The sequence below is a fragment of the Pseudomonas sp. St316 genome (genome assembly GCF_018325905.1).
Lineage (GTDB): Bacteria > Pseudomonadota > Gammaproteobacteria > Pseudomonadales > Pseudomonadaceae > Aquipseudomonas.
Genome location: NZ_AP021901.1, coordinates 15,925 through 29,837, shown reverse-complemented (window position 1 = coordinate 29,837; position 13,913 = coordinate 15,925). Strand labels below are relative to the sequence as shown.

At 58.4% G+C, this 13,913-nt stretch carries 11 protein-coding genes and 1 pseudogene; 3 read left to right on the top strand and 9 right to left on the bottom strand.

Translation table 11 applies throughout. The annotated features are described in order from the left end of the window. Positions 1-8: 8 nt before the first annotated feature. The 3 genes and pseudogenes from KI237_RS00120 to KI237_RS00110 form a co-directional block, all read right to left on the bottom strand. Positions 9-1,090 (bottom strand): annotated as a pseudogene (locus KI237_RS00120) (Rieske 2Fe-2S domain-containing protein). After that, complete coding sequence (locus KI237_RS00115; protein ID WP_212798285.1) at positions 1,075-2,676, bottom strand: GH3 family acyl-acid amido synthetase; 1,602 nt, start codon at positions 2,674-2,676, stop codon at positions 1,075-1,077. Before KI237_RS00115 ends, KI237_RS00120 begins: the two are co-directional and overlap by 16 nt. Next, positions 2,676-3,605 (bottom strand): fatty acid desaturase family protein, encoded by a 930-nt coding sequence (locus KI237_RS00110; protein ID WP_212798284.1) that lies wholly within the window; start codon positions 3,603-3,605, stop codon positions 2,676-2,678. The genes KI237_RS00115 and KI237_RS00110 overlap by 1 nt, the downstream gene beginning before the upstream one ends. Positions 3,606-3,767: 162 nt before the next feature. Here KI237_RS00110 and KI237_RS00105 point away from each other — a divergent pair, with 162 nt between their 5' ends. Further along, positions 3,768-4,712 (top strand): metal-dependent hydrolase, encoded by a 945-nt coding sequence (locus KI237_RS00105; RefSeq protein ID WP_349305654.1) that lies wholly within the window; start codon positions 3,768-3,770, stop codon positions 4,710-4,712. Positions 4,713-4,726: 14 nt separating this feature from the next. Further along, positions 4,727-5,635 (top strand): esterase/lipase family protein, encoded by a 909-nt coding sequence (locus tag KI237_RS00100; RefSeq protein WP_212800524.1) that lies wholly within the window; start codon positions 4,727-4,729, stop codon positions 5,633-5,635. On the opposite strand, the gene KI237_RS00095 is transcribed toward KI237_RS00100, so the two are convergent. Together KI237_RS00095 and KI237_RS00090 are read right to left on the bottom strand one after the other, a co-directional pair. After that, on the bottom strand, positions 5,623-6,738 hold the full coding sequence (locus KI237_RS00095; RefSeq protein ID WP_212798283.1) for a hypothetical protein: 1,116 nt from the start codon (positions 6,736-6,738) through the stop codon (positions 5,623-5,625). The two genes, KI237_RS00100 and KI237_RS00095, sit on opposite strands and share 13 nt — an antisense overlap. Then, on the bottom strand, positions 6,732-7,397 hold the full coding sequence (locus KI237_RS00090) for a hypothetical protein (RefSeq protein ID WP_212800523.1): 666 nt from the start codon (positions 7,395-7,397) through the stop codon (positions 6,732-6,734). The genes KI237_RS00095 and KI237_RS00090 overlap by 7 nt, the downstream gene beginning before the upstream one ends. A gap of 245 nt (positions 7,398-7,642) precedes the next feature. On the opposite strand from KI237_RS00090, the gene KI237_RS00085 reads away from it, so the two are divergent. Beyond that, entirely contained in the window at positions 7,643-9,154 is a 1,512-nt protein-coding gene (locus tag KI237_RS00085; RefSeq protein ID WP_212798282.1) for a fatty acid desaturase, read from the top strand. Here the strand turns inward: KI237_RS00085 and KI237_RS00080 are convergent. The 4 genes from KI237_RS00080 to KI237_RS00065 form a co-directional block, all read right to left on the bottom strand. Beyond that, positions 9,095-9,883 (bottom strand): SDR family NAD(P)-dependent oxidoreductase, encoded by a 789-nt coding sequence (locus KI237_RS00080; protein ID WP_212798281.1) that lies wholly within the window; start codon positions 9,881-9,883, stop codon positions 9,095-9,097. The two genes, KI237_RS00085 and KI237_RS00080, sit on opposite strands and share 60 nt — an antisense overlap. Before the next feature lie 164 nt (positions 9,884-10,047). Beyond that, positions 10,048-10,401: a VOC family protein gene (locus tag KI237_RS00075; protein WP_212798280.1), complete on the bottom strand. Its 354-nt coding sequence runs from the start codon at positions 10,399-10,401 to the stop codon at positions 10,048-10,050. A gap of 44 nt (positions 10,402-10,445) precedes the next feature. Next, positions 10,446-11,501, bottom strand: coding sequence for an NAD(P)/FAD-dependent oxidoreductase (locus KI237_RS00070; protein WP_212798279.1), 1,056 nt, complete (start codon positions 11,499-11,501; stop codon positions 10,446-10,448). 1,507 nt (positions 11,502-13,008) lie between these two features. Beyond that, positions 13,009-13,896, bottom strand: coding sequence for a lysophospholipid acyltransferase (locus KI237_RS00065; protein ID WP_212798278.1), 888 nt, complete (start codon positions 13,894-13,896; stop codon positions 13,009-13,011). Positions 13,897-13,913: the final 17 nt, after the last annotated feature.

The window sequence follows — 13,913 nt, the reverse complement described above, 5'->3', positions numbered from 1 at the left end:
GTCTGCAATCAAAGCTCAAAACGTATCCGGCTTTCGCGACGCTGTGCCGGCGACAAATCCTCTCCTCGGGTCACGGCGGCCAGTAGTTGATCGATACCGATATGGACGGCGTCCGCTTGCACATTGGACGGTTTGAAATCCGCCGCGTTATCGAGACCTTGTCGGTGCGCCCGAATGATTTTCACGTCTTGGCGAATGACGATGCAGGTGTACAGGTGGAGGAACGGCCGCAACAGTCCCAGTACCCAACGCGGGAATCGGAAACGGTAGGCGATGTAGGTGTAGACGCGCGACTGGCGTGAATCGATGGGGGTGATTTGACTGATGATCAAAAAAGCCGAACGTTCGCCCCACTGGTAGTCGCAGCGCGTTACGTTGGGTGCAAAAAAACGGTCCGTGTGAACAAGCGGCTCGCCGTCGGGATTGCTCAGCCAGTTCATGAACCCAATCTTGTCCCCGTCATCGTGATAGGTCACTTCGATGCTCTGCGCTTTACACGCGAGCGTGGCTTCCATCGTCCGCCCCGTGCTGGACCTGAAGATGCCCTCGTGCACAAAGACGGTGTGCGGAACGTCCATGAAGTTCTGCACCAGGCTGCCTACGTCTGCCTCAAAGGTGTTGATCATGAAGTATGACTGCCAGCGTTTGTCATCGTAGCCAGGCAGTCTGAACACAGCTTTGGCCTGCGGGTCATCTTTGCCGGTGTATACCCAGATCAACCCGTCCAGCTCTTGCACCGCAAAATGACGCTGTTTGTACCGATGCTCACGCGATGTCGATGCGTGCTGTTTTTCGCCGAGACTGGGGATATGCACCACTTGCCCCTGAGCATCGTAGCGCCAGCCGTGGTAAGGACAGACGAGGCAATTTTCGGCAATCTTGCCGGCTGACAATCGGGTCCCCGATGCACGCATTGGTCGAGCAACGCCGCCACCTGGCCGTCACACTGACGAAAAAGCACCAGGTTCAAGCCCAGGATCTTTGCCCTGAAGGGTTTGTTCTTCAGTTCCTTTTGAGCGCACGCCACATACCATTGCTCGAGGACTCCAGCGCTGGGCGCCTCGGGGGAGCTAGTTAAAGATGCCGACATGAGCTTTCCGTCAGAGCAAGAATGGCCTCGGCTGTCTCAAGCCGATTGATAAGTGGGCGAGGTTTGACGTCACCCGCGCGGACACCGCTCAACTCCGAGGCCTGTTGCAGTATCCACGCTAGTCGATCGGCGCCACCTTTGAGCAAGCGAACCCGAAGAGGTCCCAGTTGCCCCAGACTGCGGGCCTGGTTGTAATGAAAGGCATCCGCCAGCGCCGCCTCGATCGTAAACGCCAGCGCTGTTGCATCGAGATCTTCAGGGGTCGCCACCAGCGCCAGGTAATGGGGTGGCGTAGCCGAGGCATTGGGGATCAGACACGCGGCCGCCGTCGTCGTGAGGCAACGCTCGAATAGGTTCTGCACGATCTGCTCATCAAGCTTTTCCCCGACCAGATCGCTGGTAACCCCGGCACGCCCTACAAACTCTACACGCGGCGTAGACCCAAGCATGCCCACGACTCGCACCTGATCGCCCAATGCGTAGCGATACAAGCCGCCACCGGTTGTCAGCAGGACTTGCGCACGTTCTCCCATGCGTAGGGAGTGAGCGTGGCGTAGAACACCGTCGTCGCATAGAAACTCCAGGTAATGACTGCCAATGGCCAGTGGGCACCCGGCCTCGTCACCCATTGGTACGCTCACAACGCCTTCCGTGGCAAACAACCCTTTTGGCAACCATTGCGCTTGAGGAAAACGCGCCGCCAATGGCTTGAAGTAGCTGCGGCTGGGGCCATCCATCCAGCAACTGACGGCGGCCAGTCGTGGCCACAACTCGGTGCACTCACCTTGGGATCTCGCGCGGCGCAAAGCCGACCTGCGGGTTGCCGGAAGTGCATCCTCCAGCCATGCAAACGTCTGCTCATCTGCAGCTGTTTCGCCGTCAAACACGGGCTGCAACAAGCTGGTCAGGAACGTAGGGCTCCACACGCTGATAAAACTCAGATCAGCATCTGCCACCAAAGAGCGGAGGGTCTGTCTACGCCAGTTCGACAGATCGCCTGTAAACGCTGGAATCAGTAAAGTCCCTGCCAATGGGGCAATGTTACTGCCACTCAGATACTCCAGATCACTGGTGGACCCTACGCAAATACCATTGGGGCCGGCCACGGGTGCTTGCAACGGCGCAGACATCGACCAGTAACCCGAGCCATGACCGATCCCTGGAACTTGCCGGTACATGTCCGCCAGCCAGACGGTCAGTGAACGGTGCATTTCAGACAGGAAGTCGCGCGTATACGGGATCACTTTCTGCAACGCACTGCTACCGCTCGTACGCTCAAAGAACAGCGGCGGCTGCGACGTCAAAATCGGTTCCGATTCATTTTGAGCCCGCTGAATCCAGGGATGCAGTTGTGAGTAAGCGTGAATCGGAACAGTGTCGCGAAACTGAGTTGAGTGAGTGATATGGGCAAAGTTATGGGCACGCCCGAACGCGCAATCACTGTTGGCCTTTAGCAATCGCTGCAATAGGCGCTCTTGCGTCAGCTCTGGTTGTTCCAGTTGCTCGTGCCACTGATCCAGCGTGGGCTGGGCGCTCTCTATGAAGTTTTGCCACAGCGCCCGATTGCCGCTCGCGTGGGTGCTCATCAAAAGTAGGTCTTGTCGAGTTGCGTCAAGTCGTCCGGCAACCGTTGGGGCGGCAAGAAAACCTGCAACCAGCCCACCCACAGTGGCCGCGTTTCCTTCAGGTTCGAGGCCCGATGCATCTGCTGCCAATGCAGGCCTGATTGACGATGATGGGTAAGGTTGTAGTTAAAGTTCAAGAATGCCCAGCGCACCAGACGCGGGGCCCTCATGTTATAGGCGCCCTCAACGACGTCCAAGGGTGTGCGCATGTGGTAGACCCACTGCAGCGAAGACCAGGAAAACGCAAAAACGAGGTAGGTCATCAACACGACATGCCACGTCCACCCCAGCAGTAGCCCGGCCGCTAACCACACCGCGATGCTGGCAATCACCTCCAGGCGGATGCGCCTGAAATCACTTTGTTTAAAATCCTTGAAGGCAGCCGCATAAGTATTGACCTCGGCGGTTTGCGACCATTTGTCAGTGATACGCGCCGGCAGCAACGGCAACAAAAGACTGCCGATAAACGCCGCGAACCAGATTCCGCCCAGAATCGCGAAATAGTATTCGACTCGCTTGCGCAGCAGTGACTCGTTCGCGACAGCAAAATCAGCCAGTTCTGCCCGGGTGCGATTACGCGTGTGATGCCCAAGGTGGTTGATATGGATCAGCGTGGCAGAGGCGCCAAACAGGGTAGAGGCCCACCACATGACGAAGTAGTTCAGCGCTTTTTTACTATGGGCCAACCCATGGAAGGCCTCGTGCATCATCGAAAAGACACCTTGCATGACCAGGCAAAAAGGAATCAGCACAAGCCATTTGAGCCAGCCCGCATCCGTGTATGAGAGCCAGGTCAGCGTTGCGCCCCAAACTAAGGTCTGCAGCGCCAAAACCCACAGATTGGCCACGTTGTAACGACTGGAGGGTGAACCATCACCAGAACTGCGCATCGTGGATCCCAGGGAAAGTCGAAGGTAAAAGTATAGCGCCCTAACCTCGGCCATAACGACAGCTGACTGACCCTACTGGCCAGCAAGACAGCACATGACAACCAGGCCCTCACAACTCGGGGACTTCTGGCTGTTGTTTACGGCTGTCCTTTCAGATTGACCTTGAATATCCACTCACACGACCGCAAAAGAGATAGCCTGTGGTTTTTCAGGGCCGCACCCTTCGATATGTCGTATCTCAAACGCCTTTTATCCAGGTGCTCGCCGGCCAAATCAGCGTCCGCAAAAATCCCCCGCCGCACGGTACATTTTGCCCTCGACGAGGGTATTGCTCGTTATTGGTATCGCGATTGGCCTCACGTCACGCGTTTTTTTGATGGCCTGTCGATTATGTTTCCACTTGGCGAAAAACTTTTCATCGAGAGTGTCGTGCACTTTCGTCAAGAGATCGAAACAGACCACGCACTGTCCACCGCCGTAACAGCATTTGTTTATCAAGAGGCGTCACATATTCGTGAGCATCGGCGCTATAACCAGCGACTCGCGGAACAAGGCGCGCCTATTGATGCGCTGGAAAAACTTCTGTTACGCCGGCAAGAGGTCGGTAACCGGTTTACCCCCGCTACTCGTTTGGCCATGACCGCCAGCCTGGAGCATTTCACTGCCATTCTCTCCGATCAGCTACTGCGTAATCCGGCGGTACTAAAAGGTGCCGACTCGAGGATGGCGATGCTGTGGCGTTGGCATGCCATAGAAGAAACCGAACACAAGGCCGTCGCTTATGACGTGCTTTGCCTGGTAGTTCGCCATCCACTTTGGCGATACCTGATGCGATGCGGGGTCATGCTGACAATGACCGCGTACTTTGCGTTCGACGTCATGTATTTCATTTACCAACTGGCAGCCCATGATGGGCAACGCGGTAACTGGCGGGGGTGGCTGCGCTTGCAATGGTGGTTATTTGTCAATCCTGGCCCGCTGACACGGGCCTTCCCGAGGTGGCTGGCCTGGTTCGCGCCGGGGTTTCACCCTAACCACCTCGACAACGGCGAAGCCTTGGAAGCGGCCCGCCGAACACTGGACGATGACGCTGGGCCCGCGCCATGAGGCAACCCTTGCCGATGAAAAGGCCCTGGACACCAGAAGGCTTTGACGACTGGTCACTTCATTTCCCAACAACGCAATGGCAGAGGCCCGCCGCACACCTGGATTGGACGAAGCCATTTATCTCCTGCTGGCACGACCCCATGCCAAGCCTTCCCCGACATACAGCGGTGGTGCTGGTTGGCGGGCTATTTTCCGAATGGTTGCCACGTTGTTTTCAGGACTGCGCCAAGACGTTACGGCGCATGGGCTATCCGGTGCTGCGCATGCCCGTGAGCTCTTCGCGTGGGGTCATGGCTCAAGGACGGCATATCGGCAAGGTCCTGACTGCCGAACTCAAGCAAGGGCAACGATTCGTCATGCTGGCGCACAGCAAGGGCGGGCTCGATGCGCTTGCGGCGCTGTCACAGAACAGCGCCTTGAGCCAGGCGTGTGATGGCGTTGCGTTGGTGCAACCGCCGGTAGGACCGTCGACCGTAATCGATGAGGTGCTCAACTGCAGCACGCGACCACCCGCCCGACACTATCCGCTGGACCGCGTGCGCCGAGTGCTTGCGAAAACCCATTGGGTGGCCGATGGCACGCGAGACATCAGCAGTCTGCGCGACCCGCAAATCACGCACATGCTCAATCATCTGCCTGCCGACTTACATTGCGCGCACGTGGTCAGTTGGGCCTGCACGCCCAGTTCGCGTTTTGACACCCATCATGCACGTCTCAATACCCTGCGACCGGGCTGGGCACATGACGGTCAGTTTTACCTCGACCATCAGCGACTCGAAGGCATGCCGCAGATTTGCCTTCCTCAACTCGATCACGGCCAACCTGTTTTGGGCGGTGGTGGATTTGACGCGACCCGTTTCTGGCTGACGTTGTTGAACACCTTGCACGAGACGAAGCCCAATAGGGGCCGTCAGACGAGATAGATCTCAAAACCCGGAATACGTGCTGCATCCTCCGGCGCCAACGCGCGTGCACTGCCGACGCAGGGCGCCGTGTACAGGTCCATGGGAATGGCCACGCTGCGATAACGCTTCATGGCGGCCCAGAGTGGGTCATCGTCATACAGGCACATTTGCATCAACGCGTACTGGCCGCGAAGTTGCGCCCAGGCGGTATCGAGCAGTGCCGCAAAAACCTGCGGGTTTCTCTGCCGCACCTGTAAATGGGTCAGGTAGATGTCCTGCAGCGCCTCGCCAGGCGCGGCAATCGCTGGGCGCCCCAGGGCGGGAGCACAGGCGTTGAACGCGAGACGAAGCGCTTGGTGTGACAACGGCAGTTTCTCCAACACCACCCGCTTGATACGCCCGGCATCCCAAGGGGCGACACAACCGAGCACATTGTTGCGTGCGTCCAATGCCAGGAGAAATGACTGGATACCGAAGTCCGGCCAGGTTTCCAGGCGTCGCGAAAACTGCGCTTCACTAAAAACGCAACCAAAGGGCTGGCCAGCCGACTCGCCATCTAGAAATGCGCGCAGTGCATCCGTATGGCTAGGCTGCGCTTGAACGACGCGCACGTTATCCACCGCTCGCGGCGTGCTGTGCCAACCCCGCTGACCGTACACGGCGACGTTGCTGTAACCCCGCCAATGCGAAAGCATTAGCGGATTGGCCCGCCGTCCCCCCAGCAGCGAATGTGCCGCCAGTCGATTGCCGCGAATGACGCAGCAATAGGCGTGCTGAGCACCGGTTTCATGGGCCAACGCTTCGAGCCGCACCTTGACCTCGGCCATCCACGACGTAGACAGGCGCCTGTCCGGCACCAGCCGCAAATCCCCCAGATAGGCCACCGGCTGAATGCCGCCTTGAAGGTAGCCATCGCGCACCACCAGGCTGGCGATGCCCTTGAGCGCACCGGCCTCGTTTTCGGCTATCCAGGTTCGATGATCGGCTGCATGGCAACGATGCAGCGCGAAATAGTCCGGCCCACGGTCAAAACGCATCGGCAAGCCACCCTGCATGGCCCGCTGTGTCTGAAAGTCGAGCAGTTTCAGGTTGTCCGCGGCGCTCGCTTGGCGGATCAGCATGGCGATTTCAGTGCAGACGCAAACAGGCGCAGAACCATCGGCCGTAAATTGTCGGGGTGCAGTTCACACAAACAGACCAACTCATCGCCCGCTGCGTAACGAGGATTTTTTTCCAGAAAATACAACACGTTTTCCAGACGCAGGTGAGGAGCAGGCACCTGTGCCAGCTCCGTGGTCAGCCGACCTTGAGGCACTTCGAAGGACAGAACGCCGGTTTTCGGATCATAGGCCTGGCCAAAACAATCTATCGCCAGATAGTCCATCAACGCCTGAATCCCAGGGTCCGTCACGGTACCGGCGCGAGGTGCATAGCTCAGGGCCACGGCATCCAGATAACGATAGGTTCGGTGCCCCTTGCAGATCAGAAACCAATAGAGGGGAACGTCAGGCCGGTCCTGCCAGATCTCACCCGCCAGCCGCATCCAGGCGAATGCCAGTCGCTGGCTGCCCCAGTGTTCACGGTCAATAATGGTATCGCCCGAAAACATGACTCTTATCGGTTTGCCAAACCAGGTTTTTTCATAGAGTTTGAGGGTGGTAAATCCAACAATTACTTCATCGGCGTCACGTAATACGATGCAGTGGGTTTTGTCTTTGAAATCCTGATTGAACCTTGCGCGCGAGGTGTCGCAGTAGGACGCAGCATAAATGTCGAACATCCGATCAGTTTCATTGCTATGCAGATGGGAGCACTCAACGGAGGTTGCACTCAAACTCATGGGAACCTTCAGCATCGGAAGCAGGATAGAGGGAGTTTGGCGAGGCCCATCGGCCAATGCAACGTAGACGTCCATTCACCGCCACCTTGGCCTGACCACGAAACCATTGGCGAACGACGCAGACATCGCGCCATCGTGTTGTGTCGCAGGCTCAACTTTTTCGGATAAATCAGGCGCCCTTATTCATGTCATCCACTTTTGCAGGTCGTCGTATCGAAACTGGCGTGACCCGTCCCTTTAGTTGGCTGGTGATCTACATCGTCGTCACGGGCGCCCTGTATTTTCTTGTCACGCACGTCCCGATGGGGCCGGTACGGATTGTTCAGCCCACCCGTATTGATGCGCAAATTGCGCAACTGCCCTACACACTGCCCCTGTACCTGAGCTATTTATTGATCATGCCCACGCTGGTGTTTCTAGGGCGTCGCCGCGAATGGTTGCTACCGGTTTTTTTTGCGGCGGCCCTGGCCTCCGGCACCTGCCTGCTGAGCCATCTGTTCTGGCCAACCATGATCGAGCGCCCGGATAGCACGTCGCAGTGGCTCACGTGGTTCTACCAGATTGATTCCCCCCTCGCGGCCTCGCCCAGTGGACATGTCGCATTGCCGGTAGCCATTAGCGTTGTCCTCGGTTACCTGCGCGTTCGCCAGGCATGGCTCTTCGCGCTGTGGAGCCTGGTTCTAATGATCACCGTGTTGACCACCGGCCAACATGTACTGCTCGACGCGGTGTACGGCGCGGCCATTGGTGGGACGGCAGGCCTGAGCACCCTCATGCTGACACGCCTGAGGGTGGATTTGCGCACCATGGCGGCCATCCTGCTTGAATGGTTATGCATCATCGTGACGTTGCGCATTGCGTTGTATGTCTCGCACTGGGGTTTGTATGGCGTGGCCTTCGTCATCATCGCCGCGCGCCAACACGCACTTTTCATCCTGTACCACGATGCGACTCACTATCACTTGACGCGTCATCGCGGTATCAACGACTTTTTGATTAACCTGAGCATCGGGGTTCCGGGAACGGTCCCCGTTGAGTTCTATAGGCCACTGCACCTTGAACATCATCAACACACGGGAACAACGAGCGATCCGGAAAGACGCTTTCTTTATCACCGACAACCTTGGGCGTTCCGTCCGCTAAGCGGGAAGTTATTGCTGAAGCAATTGCTGGGGGACCTGTTCATTATCAATATGCTGCGCAATCTGCGCGCCTACAAAGACGCGGGCGGGGCACCACCGAGAATGACTCGGCCCGTCGTTGCCGCGGGTATTGTCTGGCTCGCAGTACTAACGTTCGTGGCTTGGCAAACCTCTGCCCAGACGATGTGGCTGATTGCGTTGCTATGGTTTGGGCCCCTCGCCACCCTGGGAAATCTGCTGCAAAAAATCCGCAGCATCGCCGAACACAGTGGCGGCCCCGGTGTAACCCCCGGCTGGCAGGAATGGACTTACGCCTGGAAAGTGGGATGGCTCGGAAGGTTTTTCATCTGGCCTTACCACATCAATCTGCATCTGCTCCATCACCGCAGCGCCAACTATCCATGGCATGTTCTTCCAAGCCTGGTCAGTGTGGGTGACCCTCTCCTGGACTCACAGACGCTTCCATCCCTGCTCTGGTCAGGACTGTCCAGTCCCCTAGACGATGCTGTCCACCACACCGCCATCGACGCGCAACGCCGCACCGGTGGTGGCTGAGGCCTGCTCCGAGCTGACATAGATGATCATGTTGGCCACTTCCTCGACGCGCGCAGCGCGCTGGATGATCGAGGTGCTGCGGTGCAGATTGACGAAATCTGCCGCGACCTTTTCCAGGCTTTCCCCGCTGCGCTCGACATCTGCCTGGAGCATCTGGGCGACGCCTTCGGAAAGCGTCGGCCCAGGCAACACCGAATTCACCGTCACGCCCGTGCCGGCGAGGCGCTTGGCCAGGCCGCGAGCAATGGACAGTTGCGCGGTTTTGGTAAAGCCGTAATGGATCATGTCAGCGGGAATGTTCACGCCCGACTCCGACGAAACAAACACAATCCGCCCCCAACCGCGCTCGACCATGCCTTGCGCGTATGCCCTGGAAACCCGCACGCCGGACATCACGTTGGTTTCGAAAAAGCGCTGCCATTCGCTGTCCGGCGTCTCGAAAAAGTCTTCCAGTTTGAAAATGCCCAAGTTGTTGATGACGATATCGAAGCGTGGGTATTTGGCGATCAGTGCCTGGCAGCCTGGCGCGTTGCTCAGATCGCCGACAAAGCCATCGGCCCTTGAAGCAAGGTCGCCCAAGCGCTGCAGCGCGTCCGCCACGCTGCTCTCGCTGCGACCATTGATGACCACGTGGGCGCCGGATTCGAGGAAGCCTTTGGCTGTGGCGAAACCGATACCGCTGGTGGAGCCGGTGACTAAGACGTGACGGCCGGTGAAGTCGATGTTCATGAGAGGACTCCTTGATAAATGAACCAGAGCAAGTGCGATATTTCTGACTGGACGGTAGTCCGACCGATTTAGAGATGGCTTTGCCATCCCAACGTCGCCGATATCGCAGGCCCTTAATCATGGACACGATTGAGGTTTTGCGCCTCTTTGTGCTCAATCGATCATCAGGAAGCCGACCACACGGCCAGTTCATAGCCATCCGGATCGATAAAGTGAAAACGTCGGCCACCCGGGAAAGCGAACACATCACGGCTGATGGTCGCCCCTGTGGCTTCGAGCCTGAGTTGGGTGCCTTCGAGGTCATCCGCGTACAGGATGATCAACGGTCCACCCGGGCGCACGGGTTCACCGGTCGTGAAGCCACCGGTCAGGCGACCGTCGCTGAATTCGGTGTAGGTCGGGCCGTAGTCGACGAAATTCCAGCCGAATACGCTCCCATAAAAGGCTTTGCTGCGGGCGATGTCGCTGACATTGAACTCAACGTTATCGATCTGACGGTCTTTACCTCGAATGCCCATTGACGCTTCCTTGGCTGATTGGGGAATAGCCGAGCTTAGGCCATTCAACCGTCACTGAGCTTGAAAAATCGATCCGGACGGCAGGGGTTGAGGGCAGGGGACGCGCTGTCGCCGACGATCTCTTCACTGGCAAGACGACCCACAATCGCGGCCAGGGTAACGCCGGGGTGCATGGCGCACACGTATACGCCGCCGACCTGCGCAAGATAACCAATGATGGGGATACCATCGGCGGGCATGGGCCTGAATCCGACACGGGCCGATTGCAGATCCAGGGAGACAACGCCGTGGAGTTCGTTTTTGATGGCGTTGGCCGTTCGCAGTGCTATCGCCGCTGGTTGGTTTTCCAGGTCATCGTCCAAGTAGTCTTCAGCCGCCAACAACGCACCTTCCGGGGTTTGCCTCACTTCCATTTCAGGGCTGGAGATAAGGGTGCGTACCAGGTTGGGTGGCGAGCTGTAGCGGATGAAGATTGCCGGCGAGGCGTCTATGGGCAGGGATACTTCAAGCAGATCGGTCAGCTTCGTGATGCCTGTGCCGGCTGCCAATACGACGATATCGGCTTCGATGACGCCCGCGGCGGTTTCGACGCCAAACACGCTGGAATCCTGGGTTTTAAAGCCGAGCACCGGCGTTTGGGTAAGCACTTTCGCGCCATTCGCCTGAGCCCCGGCAATCAACGCATGGGTTGTTGCTACGGCGTCCAGTGCTCCTTCTTCTGCTGCATACGAAGCGAACTGAGGAGGGTTCCTGAGATTTGGCTCAAGCTCACTGATCTTTGATTGAGGTATCCGGTTTGCCGAACCTTCTGAGCTCGCGCCGTAAGACAGGGCGCCGCTCCATTGGATCTTCAGACCGGGTAGCTGCGCTTCAAGCCGGTGATATTCCTGGAGGGCAGCACCGCGCAATGATGCAATGGGGTCGGGGTCGCCGTGGGTGGCGTTGAGCCAGGCGAATGAGCTGCCGGTCACACCTGACGCGATGCCCTCAGCCTCAACCACCGTGACATTCGCACCTTTGGCCGCCAGGTGGTAGGCCAGCGATGCGCCTACGATGCCCGCTCCAACGACGATGACGCGTTTACCTGGACCGTTATCCATTCGGCCTCCATTGGGTTTGCCTGGGGGAATACGTTAGCCCGGTTGGGCGGCGGCTGTCAGGGCGCTATCGCGAGCAAGCTCGCTCCCACAGGGATTGGGGGTGGAGGCGATGTCTGTGTACAAATCCGGAAAAACTGTGGGAGCTGAGCTTGCTCGCGATAGCGGTGGGGCTGCTTGCATCGATGTTGAATGTGCCGCCGCCATCGCGAGCAAGCTCGGCTCCCACAGGGATTGGGGTGGAGGCGATGTCTGTGTACAAATCCGGAAAAACTGTGGGAGCTGAGCTTGCTCGCGATAGCGGTGGGGCTGCTTGCATCGATGTTGAATGTGCCGCCGTCATCGCGAGCAAGCTCGGCTCCCACAGGGATTGGGGGTGGAGGCGATGTCTGTGCACAAATCCGGAAAAACTGTGGGAGCTGAGCTTGCTCGCGATAGCGGTGGGGCTGCTTGCATCGATGTTGAATGTACCGGCGTCATCGCGAGCAAGCTCGCTCCCACAGGGATTGGGGGTGGAGGCGATGTCTGTGCACAAATCCGGAAAAACTGTGGGAGCTGAGCTTGCTCGCGATAGCGGTGGGGCTGCTTGCATCGATGTTGAATGTACCGGCGTCATCGCGAGCAAGCTCGCTCCCACAGGGATTGGGGTGGAGGCGATGTCTGTGTACAAATCCGGAAAAACTGTGGGAGCTGAGCTTGCTCGCGATAGCGGTGGGGCTGCTTGCATTGATGTTGAATGTACCGGCGTCATCGCGAGCAAGCTCGGCTCCCACAGGGATTGGGGTGCAGGCGATGTCTGTGTACAAATCCGGAAAAACTGTGGGAGCTGAGCTTGCTCGCGATAGCGGTGGGCTGCTTGCATCGATGTTGAATGTACCGGCGTCATCGCGAGCAAGCTCGGCTCCCACAGGGATTGGGGGTGGAGGCGATGTCTGTGCACAAATCCGGAAAAACTGTGGGAGCTGAGCTTGCTCGCGATAGCGGTGGGGCTGCTTGCATCGATGTTGAATGTACCGGCGTCATCGCGAGCAAGCTCGCTCCCACAGGGATTGGGGGTGGAGGCGATGTCTGTGTACAAATCCGGAAAAACTGTGGGAGCTGAGCTTGCTCGCGATAGCGGTGGGGCTGCTTGCATCGATGTTGAATGTGCCGCCGCCATCGCGAGCAAGCTCGGCTCCCACAGGGATTGGGGGTGGAGGCGATGTCTGTGTACAAATCCGAAAAAACTGTGGGAGCTGAGCTTGCTCGCGATAGCGGTGGGGCTGCTTGCATCAATGTTGAATGTGCCGCCGCCATCGCGAGCAAGCTCGGCTCCCACAGGGATTGGGGGTGGAGGCGATGTCTGTGTACAAATCCGGAAAAACTGTGGGAGCTGAGCTTGCTCGCGATAGCGGTGGGGCTGCTTGCATTGATGTTGAATGTACCGCCGTCATCGCGAGCAAGCTCGGCTCCCACAGGGGGTTCTTGGGTGTTCACGATTCGGCATTCACCACACCCAGGCAATAGGCTTTCAGTACCACCGCGCCTCGCCTGGTGGGCGTTTCTTGAAGCGTTTCATGCTCCACATGTATTGGCTCGGGTAGGCCCGCACGTAGCGCTCCACCACTTGGCTCATGGCGGCGCAGGCGGTTTCGGTGTCGGTGCTGTACATGGCCTCGGGCGCGGCTTCGAGGATGACTTTGTAGCCGGAGCCGTCCGGCAGGCGCAGGGCGTGGAGGAAGACGCCCACGGCCTTGCCACCGGCAAGCATGTTCGGCACAAACTTGCTGGTCAGGGCCTGGGTGGCGAAGAAGGGCACGAAGATGCCGGCGGATTCCGCCGGTTCCGGGTCGGCGGGGATACCCACTTGGCCGCCCTTGCGCACTTCCTTGATGACGCTGAGGATGCCTTCCTTGGTCGAGGCGGCGACTTTGTTGCCCAGTTGCACGCGCTGCTTGCGCAGCAATTCATCCACCGCCTTGAGCTTGGGCGGACGGTAGAAAATGATCGGTTTGCACTGGCTGCAATAGAAGTGGTTGAGCACTTCCCAGTTGCCCAGGTGGCTGGTGATGCCCACCACGCCTTTGCCGGAGGCCAACGCCTCTTTCAAAACGTCCAGGCCTTCGACTTCACGCACCAGATCGATGGAGCGCTGGGCTGGCCAGATCCAGGCGCAGGCGCTTTCGGTCAGGGATTTGCCGATGTCCTTGAGGCTCTGGCCCACCAGGCGTTCGCGCTCGGCCGGGTCCATCTCGGGAAAACATTTGGCGAGGTTGATCCGCACCACGTCGCGGGAGCGGTTGGGCAGCTTCCACATGAGCCAGCCAATGGCCGAACCCACCGCTTGCACCGCGCGCCAGGGCAGCAGCGCAAACAACCGCAGAGCGCCGACCAGCAAGGCGCCTTTCAACTTATCCACAGGTCACTCCTGAATGT